The following is a 17,196-nucleotide window of genomic DNA, read 5'->3' on the forward strand; positions in this document are numbered from 1 at the left end:
CTCTCTTACACATAAACGTACGATCCACAAAGGATTGTTCATCGTCAATTTAAGCAGAATCATCAATAAATTTAAAATAAGGAAGCAACATACCAATACTAGCTGTTCCACTTATCACAAAACCAATGAATAAATATAATGGGCGAACACCCATTAGATCACCTAATGTACCACCTAATAAGATACCAAATGGCATGCTTGCCCTTATTAACAACAGCCGTATAGAAAAAACATTCCCCATAAGGTGTGTAGGCGTGATTTTCTGACAAATCGTTAAGTGGTGGATACTAAAAACCGCCATTGCCATGCCGCCAATAACTTCCGTTAGGATGGCAAGTGCAATACTTTGGTTTAACGCCAAGACAGTAAACGTCATCCCACCTACGACAAGGGCACCAAACAGCACGCGCCTAACACGGATTCGATTTACTTTTGCAACAATGATAGACCCTAGCATATAACCAATTGGAAACCCTGCCATAAAATACCCATAGTGTGCATAGGTACCTGAAAGATTGTCGATGACGTATGGAAGCGTCGTAACCATTGTGACACCTACTCCGAATTGGACAACAGTAAGAAAAACACCTAGCCATAGCATCGTTTTTTGTTTGAAGAAAAAATGATAGCCTTCTTTAAGTTCAGCTAGCCACGGCTGTCTTCTCTCTCTTTGTATGGAAGGTTTTTCTTCAATAAAGAGCAATGCGACTCCACTTAAAATCAGAAGACTACAAACAACCAGTAACGTTACCGGTACACCAACTACTTCAATTACAAGCCCAGCAACTAATGGAGAGAGAAACATCATCATTCTCGCCGTACCATCTAAATAAGCATTTGCTTGTTTTAATAATTCATGGTTTACGAGTGTTGGTAAAAGTGCTTGATTTGCCGGAACATAAAGCGGGGTCACTAAACCTACGATTAATTGGACTACATAGATGTGCCAAATGGCCACCTCTCCTGATGCCATCGCTAGAAGCGGCACACAAAAGACACTAGCTCTTACCCACTGACAGCTAACCATGACCCATTTTTTACTCCACCGATCGATAAATGGCCCTATAAACAGTTGCAATATTAATGAAGGGATAAAATAGAGTAGCCACATACTTCCTAGTGCAAGTGTGGAACCTGTTAGTTGAAAAATAATAATGGCGTTACAAAAGGTTCCAAATGCACCTCCAAGTTCTGAAACAGCATTCCCACTCCAAGACGCAACAAATGATTTATGTGTAAAAACAGACTGCTGTTTGCTCATTTGTTTCACCTATACAGGTCGTTGTAAAAAAGCTTCTAAGTCTTTTTCCATTAATGGAAATGCTTCTTTTTCTAACGTATACTTTGATTCCTTTACCGTCACTAATTTTGCAGAACGTAGCATTTTTAAATGATGATGGACAGTTGATTTTCCCAACTCAAGTAATTCCGTTATCTCCTGCAAGCTGCGATCTTTATCATAAAGTATTTTGACCATTTTCATACGTGCATCGTCGCCTAACGCTTTATATTTCTGTACGAGAAAATCAGGAAGCATATATGGATCTGCCGGCAACATACTTGCATTGGCAACCGGGTAGTAAAACACCTTAATGCCTTCTAGATCTGCTTCAATATTCCAAGGACGGTAACAGGTTTGGGGGATTAACAAGACTGTAAAAACATGAGGCTCCGGCTTATATTGAATTCCTCCTGTTGCCCATTGAACAAATGTCTCTGAAGATAGTTGCTCTTTCATTTTCACCTTTGCCTCATAATCGGTTTTTAGTATTTGTTCAACTTCCTCTTCATCCTCTTTCATCACCTGTTCATACCATTGCGAAAGCACGACAATGAGATGTTGCTTCAGTTGCAAAGCATCACCATTGACTATAAATGTAATATAGTCGGGAAAAAATGGATTTCCAGCCGACGCCTCTCGTAGTTGACTACATGCCTTTTTGTCACCATAGGATGCCAGCTTTCGAACCGCTTGGTACTCTTCCCCAATAAACGGCAGACATGTATATTTCAGTTCTACTTCTGATAATGTCTGGAGATCGCCCACAAATTCCTTCATATCGGTATAGTTCTTCCGATGAAGAAGTTGTAGCAATGCTTTCCAAGAGTTATTTTTTTGAACAAAATCGAGGTTGTCCCGTAACTCCTGTGATAAGCTAGACCTTAATTTCGTCCAATACGATGTTGGCTTGTCCAACGTGTGGAGCAACCGATCGTTTGTCACTGCAGCAATCCCTAACGCACATTCCCACAAAATGGACCGGTGTATCACCACTTCATAGGTCTTTCTTTTGCGAACCGTTGAATGTATAACGTCCATAAGCGCCTCCTAAATGACTCTATTTCTTTTATCATAATAGAGAGGTCCACTAAATTCAATAATTTTAGAATATAATATTCTATGTAATTAGAATATCGCATTTCACTATCCTATAAAAACTAAACGTAAAGAAAGGTAGGACAGTAGAGAGTACACCCTTATCTGTCATACCTTTCTTTGTCGTCCATAGGTTTGATCTAATCATTTTTTCACACGGTACACGTTGGATTAACCATTCCATAATAAACAAGATCTTCAAACGCGCCTTCCTTATACACATGATCTTTTAAGATACCTTCTTTTGTCATTCCAGCCTTTTCCATAACCCTCCCTGATGCCGGATTTGATTTAAAATAACGAGCATACACTCGGTGTAATGCCTTCTCAGTGAAAGCAAAATCGATCATCGCTCGCAATGCTTCTGTTCCGTATCCTTTTCCCCAATACGGTTCACCAATCCAATATGCCATCTCCCCATGCTTGTGCTGATAGTTCGGATTTAACATAATCGCACCATAAAGCATGCCACTTTTTCGACACGTAACCGCCAGCTCATACCGTTTTTCCTGCTCAATATTTTCCTGATGATTCTTCATCCAAAGCCGCGCATCATCTACTGTATACGGATATGGCATCGTCAACGTCGATCGATAGATGGCATAGTTGTTACAAAGTGCCGCAATATGTTCAGCCTCCTCCTCTTGAAATAACCGTAGTTTGAGCCGGTTCGTAGTCAATTCAATTACGCTCATCTAGATTGCTCCCTTCTAATTAAAAGATGGATGATGTTGCATGTGACTTAATAATAGAACTTAGATCAAATTCATATCTTAATACTAAATAAACTAAAAAATCAGTTTAATTAATCTGAGCAATAACTATCACAATTACCATATTTAATTCAAAATTATGTAATCCTTAAATGAAAAATAGCTAAACTAAGACGAGAAACTAACTATCTTTAGAAAAATCAATAGATGAGTTTATAAAATAAAATTCTTACTATAATAGACTATAAAAACAAAAACAAAGAGTGTGTCAAAGACAGATCTCAATGTAGTAATCTTGTCTTTTTTTATATTCTCTAATTTATAAATAAACAACGCACTGTAACTATCCAAAATAATAAAAATAGATAAGAGTATTATAATAAACGCACTTCCTGTAAGTTCATAAGCAATAAAGTACATTAACCAACTTTTTATAAAATTAAAGACTAACCTAAGAAGTACTAGTTGGAAGCTTCCAGTGTTGATTTCAACTTCATCGTCAGAAATATCATTAAGATTTTTTTGAATATATCTGTAATCCTTTAAATAAGTGACATTTAAATACAAAATAGTAAGACAATAAAGAACGACTAGGAAATTTTGATTTAAAAAATCAACAATACTGTCCCCCTCCCTATCCCTTATTTATACATGTACTGAAAATCTTTCCTTTAGTTCAACCACCGTTAATTTAAAACCTGCTTTTGCTCCACTAGCAAAACCACTTTTATACGTTTTAGATTCTTCATCTAAATCAATTTCTTTATTAACAAAATTATTGCTGGAAATGAGTGAAATCAGCTGATTTACACTTTTGTCGTTAATATTCTCTACATTCGAAATGATAATGGAGATATAGTTCGCTACATCCTCATAAGCAAAACTCATTCCTTCAAACATCCCCTTTTGATAATCAGGAGAGAGCTCCTTTAGCTCTTCTAATGCATCTTCTGGAACATCAACATCATAATACGATTGTTCCACTGTTTGAAATAAGTCCTGTTTGCTTTGCTCTAGATTAGTCTCAGCTAACCTTCTATACATTTTCTCCAATTCTGACAACTTTTGCTTCAATTTTAATTCCTCCTTATTATATTCAAAATCACGGACCATGCGATTAACAACAAATTGATAAGCCGTATGCATTCCTTTTGAAAATAAGACAAATTCAGTTTCATCGTTCCTTATCTGTTCTAATGCGCAGCTTTCCATATCGATAAAATCGCGTATACAATCTTCGATCTTTGCACCTCTAAACATTCGCTTTCTATAATCCGTCATATTAAAATCCTCCTCATAACTTAAGATTAGCACTTATGTATACAATTGTAAACAAACAAATTTTTAAATAATCTAATTTAATTAAATATTTAAATCAAGTAGACTTAAGCTATGGAATGCTTTAGAACGTCATTATCAGTAACTTAAACCGTAAAGTCCGCAACGCCCTTAAAAGTCGACTTTTATTTGGTTAATAACAATTACAAAAAGACCTACTAAGCTTTAAGTAGGTCTCATTCTTTTTGAGTTAATTTCTTTTTTATCGTTCTTTTATAGCTTCTAAAATGTCTTCGTTTTGAACGATACCATTCTTTAATTGTATATCAGACAAATCTTTCTTCACTATTCAATTGAAAAAAAGACAAGAGACAGTCCACCAATAATTAACAACAACTGTAAAACAATCCCTATAACACTGCAGACAAGTCCAGCACTAGCGATCCCTTTCCCTGCTTCACTTGACTGTTCGATTTGCGTAAGGGCCGATTTTGCTAAAAAATACCAATAACGCCAACTAGTAAACCGACAAATGGTAAGATTAGTGACACAATGCCAAGGCATAAGCTTATAACAGCATTCGTGTTTGTTTTCGTTGTAGCCGTTGACATAAGACAGCCTCCTTTACGTAAAGACCATTAAATGAATAGAAGTCCAAGAAGGATAACAATCACAATGCTAAAAACAACCCCTGTCGTTTTCCACCCTAGCATTCCTATTAAATCTGTTAGCCCGCCACCGTTATGTGCATCATTCATATTTCCAAGAGGGTTTCTCTTACGCTCTTCCTGCCGTAACCACTCTCGTCTCTCTTCAGGGCCTGGATTTCGATCCGACATACTGCTTTCACTCCCCTACAAGATTTGTTTAACCATTCGCTTTCGCTTACTCAATCCCCTTCTTTTATCGGCAAAACGGCTAGAGAATCTCTACTCAAGGGAAGCATAATGTTGGTTTTGCTTATTCATATGAGGTGCCAGCACCTGACATTCCTTTTGAAAGGGTTTTAGCTAATAAACAAACTCAACTTTGTACCCTTCATCTTCCAGAATGGATACGATACTCGGCTCGGCTACTAAATGCAAAGAACCTACAATGACAAAATACGTTTGGCCACTGTTTTCTTGGAGAATATCAGAAATCGTGTTGGCCATATCGTAATTGCGGACTTCATTTAACTCATAAGCATACTCGTCATCTATGTTAGAATCCTCTAGATCTTCCCAAGTCTCTATTAATCCTTCAATGTCTCCTTCAACCCAATTATCAGCCATAGTTTCAAGCTCTTCACCTGCTTCATCCATGTTCTGAAGTCTATGTTCTAATAATTGCACTTGGGTCTCCATCGAAAACCCTGACAGGACATTAAATTGCGATTCGATGCTCTCAAGTTCTCTAATTTCTTTTCCATCATCAACAGCTCGTCTTAGAAAATAGTCGTCTACACCAGCCCCTTCATCCACATCACTATCAGCAATCGAAAAGGTCAGCAACATATTCTCAACGAACCATGGCTCAAACCCCTGAACGAGCTCAACTGGCATACCATATTCAGCAAAAATGGCCTCAAGCTTCTCAAATGCTTCATCTGAGATCAGTTCATCCAAGGTTTGACCTTCTTCCAATAAGGATAGACCCGTCATCATTGTCTCAACTTCATTCTGGTCCACATCAACTAAGTCCACTTCTGGTAAGACCACATCCGCTTCTTCATAAGCCGCTTCTGTTTGCTCATTAAGGGGATAAAAATTTTCACGACCTACATGTATCGTTCCTTGTAAATAAACATCTGTATCTTCATGTTCGATTTTCCATAAAAAGCCGCCGTTTCCGTCTGTTACGCCTGCTGTTTCAACCGTCTCGTCATTTTCATCTGTTTGGGTTGCCTCATTCTCATCATCGACTCCATTACAAGCCGCCAGAAAACTTAAAGCAGCTACTGTTACCATCGTCCACTTTTTCTTCATTATGTATGCCTCCAACACGTTGTGACTGTCATTACGCTATTTACGTGCAATCGTCTACTTTTGTTTCAATTTTCACGAGATTCTACCCATCTCAATGCTTGTTTTGTCCATTCTTCTACAAGAGGTGCTTTCTTTCTTTGATATTCCTCAACACTTAACCCCAATGCCACTGACTCTTTCTTTACCGCCGCATAGCGAACCGCCTCTTCCTTATGAGCAATAAGATAATCTCTAAATGATAAGTGTCCTTGGACTTCATCTGAAGCGTTTTCAAAGATATGTACATGATGAGTCCTTTTACCTTCTTCGCTTTTAAGAAAGAATCTCCTTCCCTTTATACCGTTTTCCCCCAGTGATTTATAGCCGAGAATACACAACTCTTCACCGATCGATTGAATAGACTTTACCTCTACTAGTAAATCAATCGTCGGTTTAGCGAACATCTCAGGTATAGACGTACTGCCAATATGATGGATGGCCAAGATACGATCGCCTAATACATTCTCGATTTTTTTCTTTTCACTTTCATATTGTTGTTTCCAATCCTTACAATATGGTTTGAACTCTAACTTCCTCATCCTAGCCCTCCATTTTCGATAATCATGAAAAAAGAAGCAGATTACACCTGCTTCTTTATTGCGTCGTTGAATCAGCTTGAAGCGTGTCGTCAATTTCAAGATGATCCTTTAATGTTGTTTGAATTTCTTGTAAACTCGTCGGATCAATTCGTTCATACCAAATGCTTTGTCCTTGCGCATTGGCTTGACGAAATCCTTCCGTTTGCAGCTGCATGCTTTCAATATCATTAATTGATCCTGCATAACCGCTTAACGAGACAATGTTTCCCATCGTTAAATCCATTCTAAGGTTATGACCTACTGCTTCAAGCACATCATCGAAATTCGTTATATTGGATAGAGATGTTGATTCATTAATAACAGATTCAATGATTTGTTGTTGACGAATTCCTCTTCCTTTGTCACCGCCACCTTCAACGGATTTACGCTCTCTCGCATAAGCTAATGCCTTTGAACCATCCATTTGTGTTGGCCCTTTTGTAAAGGAATAATCTGCGTTTGTCGACGCTTCTTTAAAATCAAACTCATAGGTAACGTCTACTTCCACACCACCAAGGGCATCTATCACGTCAACAAACCCATCAAAACGAATTAACGCATAATGATCGATTGGAATATCTAATAAGTTCTCAACTGTATCAACCGCCATGCTCATTCCACCAAAGGCGTGGGCATGGTTAATCTTATCGTAAATCCCACCACCATGATAACCAATAATTTCTGTATACGTATCACGCGGGATACTCGTTAGAATAATCGAACGATCTGATTTATTAAACGTTGCCACCATTAATGTGTCTGTCCGCTCAAAGTCGTCCCCTTCGCGATAGTCACTACCGAGCAACAACATTGAAAAATTGTCTTTTCCTACATCAACAGGCTCGACTCTTAAATTCGACTTATCGCCTCGTTCTAATTGTTCATAAGAGTTAGAAGCCGTGTTGCTTACTTGACTATAGATAAACCAAAAACCAGCACCTAATGCTAGTAGCAATACTGTAGATATGAGTAATGTTATTTTTAGTACTCTTCTTTTACGATTTACTTTTCTTTTCTTTTGACGAGAATCCATTAATTTTCAAGTCCCCTAACGCTAGACAGTAATTTTCAATCTAGATTCATAATCTTATCACACGACATTTGGGACACTAAATACGTTTCGCAGTTCTTACAACATTTTATGCAAGATTGAACGATCACTTTCTTTTTTCTCATAATTAACAAAAAGGGAACTGTTTCCAAAATCGAAAGGAGTAGTCGTCAACTTCTTTATCTTCCTTAACAAACCCTCTAATGAGTATTACGGCATTTTATTATTTAGTGTTAAGAGCATAGGTTACATTCAGTAACTATTCTATAAATGGTATTAAGAATTCATTCACTCTCTAGTAAAAGTAGAAAAGCAAGCCTTTCCTAAAAACTTGCTTTTCTTCAATCTTACTGTTCTGATAGCGCATAACCTAGCAACCCTAGTGCATCTTCAATGCTCTTCACATATTGAAGATCTAGCGTAGACAATGCGTTGGAAATCGCTTCGTTCGCTGCTAAATGAATGGGTACACCTGATAGCATGACAGATACCCCCATCAGATTTAAAGCTGCTACAAGACGATTTAAGTGCTCAATAAATTCATCGCCTTTCACAACAATTTCCGAAATATCGATAATAATAGTTTTTATTTGCTCAGCGACTGCATAGCCCATCGTATCTTCCATAATTTTCACAGCTCTAGAGGGACTAACTTTCCCTTGCAACGCAAGGATGGCAATGTCTGCTGAGATGGGAATAATTGGAACGCTTAATAAATCAATATCTTCGTGCGTTTCATCAAGTTCAATAATAAATGACAGGACATCAGCAATGGTGCGTATATACGTAATGTCTTCGCTCGAAAAATGACGTTCTTCTTCATCCATTACGCATAGCGTACCAAACGGTTTACCTGACGATCCGTATATCGAAACACCTAAAAACGCTTTTACCTGTAATTTTTCTGTTATCGGTCTTTCCGCTGTTTTTACATTCGACATTAGATTAGTAAAGTATTGAATTCCCGCTTCATTTTCTAACACATACTTACAATTCGACTCTTTGTATTCAACCGACATATCATTTGTAACGATTTCCCTATCTTTATTATAGGCGTTCACAACATCCATGTAGCCCGGCTCTTTCTTGGCAATATACGCCGTATTGACATTTAGCTGCTCTGTCAAACATTTAAACAACTTATTCGATACATCAATGAGCGAATCGTGGGATTGGTAATGAGTATTCACTTCCTGCAACGCAACGTCCCCCTTCCTCTATTCTAGCTTACATAAAGTTTACTATAGTCTTAATCGAATTACGAAAATTTAACCTCATCCCACGTTTAACCTTATAATGAAAGAGTCCACACTTTAATGAGGCAGCTACTGTGTAAGGATTTAATAGTGGATCATCATCTTCCGCCTCAGAAACCATCCATTTCTTCATCTAAAAGATAGTGCGAAAACCAGGCAAGGTTCTGATTCATAATTGCAACGCTCATACTTGGCTTCTCAGACTGATAGGCCATGCCATGATACACAATAAAATCCGTAGCAACCCCTTGATTTTTCAAACCTTTGTAGAGCTCATAGCTATTTGCTAACGGCACTCTAAGATCTTTTTCACCGTGCTGGATAAGTATAGGAGTGGAAGCTGTCGAAATGTATGTAGTTGGCGAAGTCTTACGATAGATTTCTGGTTCTTTCCACGGATCAGCACCAAAGTAAGACCGAATAATAGACGGGATATCAGTATGCACATAATGGGTATACCAATTTGTAATCCCGCCACCAACTGAAGCTGCTTTAAATCGATGGCTGAATGTAGCACAAAAAGCCGATACGTAGCCACCGTTACTCCATCCCATTATCCCAACTCGATCCTCATCGACCATTCCTTTTTCCACAAGAAAATCAATACCTGAAACAACATCCTCGTAATAAGCAAAACCTAACTTCCTGTAATTCGCCTTTAAGAACTCATTTCCGTATCCTGAACTCCCTCTGTAATTAGGCTCTAAAACAATAAATCCTTTCTCAACAAACCATTCAATTGGGTATTTTTCGTTAAAACAACCAGAAAAAATCGGGAAAGACGCCCAAGCAGGCCCACCATGAGCAACCATTAGTAAAGGGTACTGTTTATTCTTGTCAAAATTTACTGGAGTCGATAATACCCCTTCTAATTCGTCACCATCATGATTCTGCCAAAAGATGATTTCTCTACTACTCTTATCTCTATTATGAAAAACGTCATTCTCATTTGTTACTTTCAAACCATTTAAATAAACATCAAACGTTTCGTGATGGTTTGCACTTATATAAGAGATGTGCTCTCCACTTTTCGTTATAGCTGCCTCCATCACCACTCTATCACTATCTTTACTTATTATCTCTACCGAACCATCATCCTTAGATATCATCCCTATTAGATAATGGGTTTTACGCTGCCATTGAATAAAAAGACCTTTTTCGGTCCATCGTATTGGCGTTATCGTACTATCCACATTGATTAAAGGTTGTATTCTTTTACCACTATCTAGCTCATAGATTTCAATAGTTTGATCTTGTATTTGATTGTGGTAAGAATCTTTGTTCTTTACACTAGCTGTATAACAAATCTTTTTATCACCAGGAGAAAAACACACCATTCCTCCTAGCAGTTTATTCGTTTCCAGCCTTCTCGTCTCTCTTGTTTTAACGTCAACGATAAAGAGCTCTCCATTTATGGATTCCTCATTATCTGAAGTAGGTGTAGCCATATAAGCAATTTTATTTCCATCATGTGAAACATCAAATTGAAGAACATGAGACTTGTCTGGATTGGTTAGAAGAGTCGAACAGTCTCCCCCTAGTTTCACGTAGTAAAGACCATCATTTTGATAATCCTTTCCCACATACTGCATATCTGTCTCTGACTTGTAGCGCTCTTTCCTCCATTCATGGCTGTTTACAGATGCGCGATAGAAAATACCGTTCCCATCCGGCGCCCATTTAAAAGAATGGATTGCTTCCTTTACATTTATTACAAATACGGAACAGTTGGAATCAAGTGTTTGAACAATGATCTGTTGTTTTTTTTGATTTTCTTTTTCAACAAAACTAAGATACGCAATCTGCTCTCCATTTGGAGACCACAGTGGTTGTGTGCAATCAGCCCTACCTGTCATGAATGGACCTGTTCGATTTTTCTCCTTTTCATAAATCCAAATGGTATGATCATATCGATCGGCTTTCCAGTTAGCTGTTCTTTTTACAAAAGCTACCTTTTTCCCATCTTCACTAATGCTTCCTGAGAATAGCGTGGGCATTGAAACCAATTCTTCAACGCTTAAATAACCGCTTTCATTCATTATTGTTTAAACCCCACTTTACGTATATTTGAATGTTCACTTAATCCATGATAAAGAAAAACCCCTTTAGACCATCGTATCTAAAGGGGTTCGCACATGCAATCCTATTCTACTGTTACACTTTTTGCTAAGTTTCTTGGCTTATCAACGTCACACCCTCTGTGTAACGCTGCATAATACGCAATTAATTGTGTTGGTATAACGGATACAAGAGGTGCAATACTTTCGTGCACACGTGGTAACACGACTGCATCACCTTCTTGGTCAAGTCCTTCCATTGAAATGATCACAGCAGCAGCGCCTCGACTGACAACTTCCTGTACATTTCCACGGATGCTTAAATTCACATGCTCATTTGTGGCAAGTGCAATAACCGGTGTTCCTTCTTCAATTAACGCAATCGTACCATGCTTTAGCTCTCCACCAGCAAAGCCTTCTGCTTGGATATAGGAGATTTCCTTAAGTTTTAAAGCACCTTCTAGTGCTACGTAATAATCAGACGCACGTCCGATAAAGAAAGCATTACGCGTCACAGATAAATAATCACGGGCAATTTTTTCGAACTCGTCTTTTTGGTTACAAAGAGCTTCCATCGCATTTGCCGCTATTCCAAGTTCTTGAATAGGATCAAAATCAAGCGTACGACCTGCTGCATACGCAGTGTCTACAGCAAGAAGTGTCAGAACAGCCATTTGCGCTGTATAAGCTTTTGTTGATGCGACAGCAATTTCTGGTCCTGCAAATGTGTGAAGCGTGAAGTCGGCTTCTCGCGATAGCGTTGAGCCTGGCACGTTCGTAATCGTTAACGTACGGTGCCCTTTTTTCTTCACATCTACAAGCACACCGCGAGAGTCTGCTGTTTCACCACTTTGAGAAATAAACACAAAGAGTGGATTTTGAGATAATAACGGCATATTGTACAAAAATTCACTTGCAATATGCACTTCTGTAGGCTTATTCGCCACTTGCTCAAGCAATTGCTTTCCGACTAGACCAGCGTGGTAGCTTGTTCCTGCCGCAATGACGTAGATACGATCTGCCTGTTGCATCGCCGCCCGGATATCTGCATCTAAACGTGTAGAACCATCTTCATGTTGATATTTTTGGATAATGTTACGAATCACAATAGGCTGCTCGTCAATTTCTTTTAACATAAAATGATCGTACGTGCCTTTTTCGATGTCGCTTGCATCTAGCTCTGCTGTATAAGGTTTACGGCTTTGAACTTCTCCAGAAAGAGTCTTAATTTCAATGCTATCACGCTTAACAAGCACAAGCTCTTCATCCATAATTTCAACAAACTGATCGGTCACATTTAGCATCGCCATAGCATCAGATGCAATAACGTTTACACCGTCTCCAACACCAATAAGCAGAGGGCTTTTATTTTTGCCTACAAAAATAGTCTCTGGCTCTTCTTTATCAAGAAGCGCAATCGCATAAGAACCCTTCATCATAGAGAGTGCTTTACTTACTGCAGCTTCTGTTGTTAAGCCATCTTTAGAAAGCTGTTCAATGAACTGAACAATTACTTCCGTGTCCGTGTCACTTTGTAACTGTACATCTTGAAGATACTCACGCTTCATTTGTTGATAGTTCTCAATGACACCATTGTGAACCAGGGTAAAGCGTTCAGTAGAGCTTTGATGAGGATGGGCATTTAACTGACTTGGTACACCATGGGTCGCCCAACGTGTGTGACCAATCCCAACAGTCGTCTCAACATCCATATCAACAGCGTCACGCAATGTCGCAATCCGTCCTTTTTCTTTAAAGACATGCATGCCGTCTTCTGTACGAACTGCAATACCAGCCGAGTCATAACCACGATACTCCAGCTTTTCGAGTCCGTTCAACAAGATCTCTTTTGCATCTTCATTTCCGATGTAACCAACAATTCCACACATAGTAAATATCCTCCCGACGTGGGAGTAAATCACCGCAGGGGCAGACTTACCCCCACTCTTTGTTTTTGTATGTGTGTGCGGCTTTTGTTTTTGTACACTAAGTCACCTTACTGTTTTTTACAAAAGCTTACGGCTGTCACACGCAGCCGGAGGGAACCCGCCGATTATCGATTAGCCCTCTCCTCGTCAACTGACCTCATGTCAGTCCTGGCGCTTTTTGTATGAGTCTTATCCAACCATACAAGATTCATCATAAAGGATGAAAGAACCGTCGTCAATTATGTTCAATGGTTCTTCACAATTTTACTTTATGCGTGTGTCTTCAAAAGGTGCTTTAGGATTGCTATAATCATAACGGTAAAAGCGCTGATGACATGAATTGATGCCCTTTCACGCTTTCTGCTTCACGATGGGACGATGCCTAACGACTGTGTCGCATAAGAACACCTATTACCGGAGCTAATGGCAGGTACAGAAACCACTGTGACTAGCCTGATATACGATTAAGCCGTTTTTATTTAAAAAAGAGCATCCTCTGTATTTCAGAGAATGCTCTTTATCTTTTCTTTACTCACCAAGTTCTTCTTTTACTACATCGACAATGCGATTCACATAGTTCTCGCACAATTCATCGGTTTTCGCTTCCACCATAACCCGTACAAGAGGCTCTGTACCAGACGGACGAACGAGTACACGCCCTTCTCCGTCCATTTCAGCTTCTACTTCAGCTATGATTTCTTTTACCCGCTCATTTTCTTTTACCGCATCACGATCTGTTACGCGCACGTTAATGAGACATTGAGGAAACGTTTCCATCTCTCCAGCAAGCTCGGATAACGGTTTGCCTGTTTGCTTCATAATTTGAATGAGCTGGACACCTGATAACAAGCCATCTCCTGTTGTGTTGTGCTCAAGAAAGATAATGTGGCCGGACTGTTCGCCGCCTAAGTTATAGTTCCCTTTACGCATCTCTTCCATAACGTAACGATCGCCTACAGCGGTTTGCTTGGTTTGAATGCCTCTCGCTTCTAACCCTTTATGAAAACCGAGATTACTCATAACAGTTGCAACAACCGTATTGTTGTTTAATTTTCCTTGCTCACTAAAGTGCTTCGCAACGATGAACATAATTTGATCGCCATCAACGATCGTTCCCTTTTCATCAACTGCAATTAATCGATCCGCGTCACCATCAAAAGCGAGCCCAATATCCGCTTGCTTTTCCACAACGAGCTTTGCCAATTCTTCTGGATGGGTTGAGCCACAGCAGTTGTTAATATTTGTTCCATCAGGAGATGCCCCCATTGAAGAAATATCAGCTTCTAAATCAGCTAGGACGTGCGTCGCCAAAGATGAAGCCGATCCATTTGCACAGTCAATCGCTACATGAATGCCTTCAAAATCCCCCTGGACGGTTTGTTTTAAAAATTGCATATATTTCTGGGCACCTTCAAAGTAATCATTAATCTGTCCCAATGCCGCTCCAATTGGTCTTGGCATTGTATCTTCACTATCGATAAGTGCCTCAATTTCTTCTTCCTGTGCATCTAAAAGCTTGAATCCATCTGATCCAAAGAATTTAATTCCATTGTCTTCAACTGGATTGTGAGAAGCAGAAATCATCACACCCGCTGTTGCACTCAGTTGCTTTGTTAGAAACGCTACTCCTGGTGTTGATATCACACCAATACGCATCACTTCCACACCGATGGAAACTAAACCCGATACTAAGGCAGCTTCCAGCATTTCTCCAGAAATCCGTGTATCTCTACCAATTAATACTTTTGGTTGCGTTGCTTTTTTTGTTAAGACATATCCTCCAGCGCGGCCAAGCTTAAATGCTAGCTCAGGTGTTAATTCTGTATTCGCTACACCTCGTACGCCGTCTGTTCCAAAATATTTACCCATTGTATCGCTCCTTCTTCTACACACTGTTACACACTATTCATTAAAGCGCAACACGGTTTCATCGTTATCTAGCTCAAAGCGGATATAGGATGGACCTGTAACACTTAAAGGAAGGGTTTGTTCCCCTTCATAAGAACCTGACGCATCCACACTTACTCGGATATCATTCTCCATTAACTCCTCAAGTCTAGATTGAGAACCAAAGGCTGTCACATTAACAGTCGTCTCTGCTTCTGTGTCGAAGGTAACATTCGAATCATTTCCTGTGATAACGATTGGAAGAGACTCAAATGCCATCTCTTCTTCTTCCGCTAACGTAAACGCTACCGTCACTTCTTCAGGGTCAATTCTCTCTACATCGTCAGGTACCTCTAAACCAATCGTTAATTCGCCGCTTTCATTCAGTTCATTTAAATCAATTGGCTCACTCTCAACAAAATCAACTGCCTCAATGTCATCAGATGAGCCATAGACTGTTACTTCATTTGGATATACGGTCACATCCTCAAAACTCAACCCATCAGGCAGCTCTCCTTCTCGAATAATTTTGATGGGGACGAGCTTATTAGGGCTCGTTAAAGGAACGGTTACCGTAACGAACTGCGGTTCTGATTGGACATCTAGCTGGTGACCATTTTCATTATAAAAATGAACAGGGTATTCGTCTTCTATCGATTCAGTTGCATCGGTTAAATCCACATATACGAGCACATCTTCTATTGCCTGAATGGTTTCTCGATTGGCGGTGACATTCACATTCAGAGGACTAACAATTGGCGTTCCTAGAGAGCGGTCTTCACCAATATCATCTTCATTTTCTAACTGGACTTCGACTGGAAACGAAGCCGTTTGCCGCTCCCTTAATGAAATGGAAACGACTTGCGGTTCAACCGTAACAGACAAATCACTTGGGAAATTTCGATGACTTACGGCAAGTTGATGCCGTCCCTCTTCTTCTATTTCAGATGCATCCACAAAAACTTCAGTTGATCGATTACTTGTAATTTGGAAAAGCGATAATGAAACTTGAGAACCCCGAAGTTCTACATCCACAGTTCCAGGTTCCTCAACGAGCTCAAAACGCTCTTCATCGTATATGACTACTAGCGGTTCATCTTCTAATACATAAGGGGCATTTGGGGCATCCGGTAATAAGGATGGCGACCCAATTGTATTTTGATTCACCATAAAAAACAGCATCAAGGCAATAAAAAACGCTAATATTCTCACAAACCAAATACTATTTAGCATTTTATCCATCTTTTTTACCTCCCCACTGCCAACGATTGTCGGTAGCTGTTGAAGGCTTTAATAAATTTTGCTCTAACAAATCTTGCAATTGTTCCTTTGTTAAATCTCGATAAAGCGTACCTCGCTTCGATATTGAAATGGCACCTGTCTCCTCTGATACGATAATCGTTAAAGCATCGGTTACTTCGCTCACACCAAGCGCTGCTCTGTGCCTCGTACCTAATTCTTTCGAAATCGAGCTATCCTCAGATAACGGCAAATAACAACCTGCAGCAAGAATCTTGTCATTTTTTAATACAATGGCTCCATCATGCAGAGGCGTATTGGGAATAAACAAGTTAATTAATAGCTCCGATGATACATGGGCGTTTAGCGGTATACCGGTTTCAGCATAATCATTTAACCCAGTCTCACGCTCAATGGAAATGAGTGCACCAATTCTACGCTTCCCCATATAGACCGTTGCTTTCACAAGCGCTTCAATAGTGGGTTTAAGCGCATCATCCTTTTGGGCCGACCGACTATTAAACAGTCGACTCCGACCAAGTTGCTCAAGACCTCTACGAAGTTCTGGTTGAAAAATAATAATAATCGCTAACAAACCAAACGTTGCTGTCTGCCTCGTAATAAACTCTAATGTACTCAAACCTAAAAAATTACTAATGAACCACACAATAAAAATGGCAACAATCCCTTTAACCAATTGAACGGCGCGGGTGCCACGTATAATCATAATTAATTTATAGACAACGTATGTAACAAGTAAAATATCGACAATTTGTCCGATATATACGAGCCAGGGAAAATTTTCAAGATTAGCAGAAAACATATC

General features: G+C 39.3%; 14 protein-coding genes. All 14 read right to left on the reverse strand.

Going from position 1 to position 17,196, the window contains the following annotated elements:
• Nucleotides 1–49: 49 nt before the first annotated feature.
• Nucleotides 50–1,261, reverse strand: a complete 1,212-nt coding sequence (locus tag BK583_RS19455) for an MFS transporter (protein ID WP_055736623.1) — start codon at nt 1,259–1,261, stop codon at nt 50–52.
• 9 nt (nt 1,262–1,270) lie between these two features.
• Nucleotides 1,271–2,320 carry an ArsR/SmtB family transcription factor gene (locus BK583_RS19460; RefSeq protein ID WP_055736622.1) on the reverse strand — a complete coding sequence of 350 codons (1,050 nt, stop codon included), beginning with the start codon at nt 2,318–2,320 and terminating at the stop codon, nt 1,271–1,273.
• Nucleotides 2,321–2,529: 209 nt separating this feature from the next.
• Complete coding sequence (locus tag BK583_RS19465; protein ID WP_055736621.1) at nt 2,530–3,072, reverse strand: GNAT family N-acetyltransferase; 543 nt, start codon at nt 3,070–3,072, stop codon at nt 2,530–2,532.
• 663 nt (nt 3,073–3,735) lie between these two features.
• A complete protein-coding gene (locus BK583_RS19470; protein ID WP_055736620.1) occupies nt 3,736–4,371 on the reverse strand; it encodes a hypothetical protein in 636 nt (211 codons plus the stop codon).
• Nucleotides 4,372–5,006: 635 nt separating this feature from the next.
• The gene (locus BK583_RS19475; protein ID WP_055736619.1) at nt 5,007–5,207 is read right to left on the reverse strand and encodes a DUF6366 family protein; all 201 of its coding nucleotides are present in this window, start codon (nt 5,205–5,207) and stop codon (nt 5,007–5,009) included.
• A gap of 171 nt (nt 5,208–5,378) precedes the next feature.
• Nucleotides 5,379–6,335 carry a TraB/GumN family protein gene (locus BK583_RS19480; protein ID WP_055736618.1) on the reverse strand — a complete coding sequence of 319 codons (957 nt, stop codon included), beginning with the start codon at nt 6,333–6,335 and terminating at the stop codon, nt 5,379–5,381.
• A gap of 65 nt (nt 6,336–6,400) precedes the next feature.
• Nucleotides 6,401–6,913 (reverse strand): GrpB family protein, encoded by a 513-nt coding sequence (locus BK583_RS19485; RefSeq protein ID WP_055736617.1) that lies wholly within the window; start codon nt 6,911–6,913, stop codon nt 6,401–6,403.
• 55 nt (nt 6,914–6,968) lie between these two features.
• Nucleotides 6,969–7,985: an LCP family glycopolymer transferase gene (locus BK583_RS19490; protein ID WP_038475991.1), complete on the reverse strand. Its 1,017-nt coding sequence runs from the start codon at nt 7,983–7,985 to the stop codon at nt 6,969–6,971.
• 365 nt (nt 7,986–8,350) lie between these two features.
• Nucleotides 8,351–9,193, reverse strand: a complete 843-nt coding sequence (locus tag BK583_RS19495; RefSeq protein ID WP_367576387.1) for a GAF domain-containing protein — start codon at nt 9,191–9,193, stop codon at nt 8,351–8,353.
• Between the two features lie 176 nt (nt 9,194–9,369).
• Nucleotides 9,370–11,298 (reverse strand): S9 family peptidase, encoded by a 1,929-nt coding sequence (locus BK583_RS19500; protein ID WP_055736615.1) that lies wholly within the window; start codon nt 11,296–11,298, stop codon nt 9,370–9,372.
• A gap of 104 nt (nt 11,299–11,402) precedes the next feature.
• On the reverse strand, nt 11,403–13,205 hold the full coding sequence (gene glmS, locus BK583_RS19505; RefSeq protein WP_055736614.1) for a glutamine--fructose-6-phosphate transaminase (isomerizing): 1,803 nt from the start codon (nt 13,203–13,205) through the stop codon (nt 11,403–11,405).
• A 567-nt stretch (nt 13,206–13,772) separates the two neighbouring features.
• Nucleotides 13,773–15,113 (reverse strand): phosphoglucosamine mutase, encoded by a 1,341-nt coding sequence (gene glmM / locus BK583_RS19510; protein ID WP_055736613.1) that lies wholly within the window; start codon nt 15,111–15,113, stop codon nt 13,773–13,775.
• A gap of 33 nt (nt 15,114–15,146) precedes the next feature.
• Nucleotides 15,147–16,373 carry a CdaR family protein gene (locus tag BK583_RS19515; protein ID WP_055736612.1) on the reverse strand — a complete coding sequence of 409 codons (1,227 nt, stop codon included), beginning with the start codon at nt 16,371–16,373 and terminating at the stop codon, nt 15,147–15,149.
• The gene (gene cdaA / locus BK583_RS19520; protein WP_035394450.1) at nt 16,366–17,193 is read right to left on the reverse strand and encodes a diadenylate cyclase CdaA; all 828 of its coding nucleotides are present in this window, start codon (nt 17,191–17,193) and stop codon (nt 16,366–16,368) included. The genes BK583_RS19515 and cdaA overlap by 8 nt, the downstream gene beginning before the upstream one ends.
• Nucleotides 17,194–17,196 lie beyond the last annotated feature (3 nt).

This window comes from Shouchella oshimensis (assembly GCF_002019765.1).
In the GTDB taxonomy this organism is placed as follows: Bacteria; Bacillota; Bacilli; order Bacillales; family Bacillaceae_D; genus Shouchella; species Shouchella oshimensis.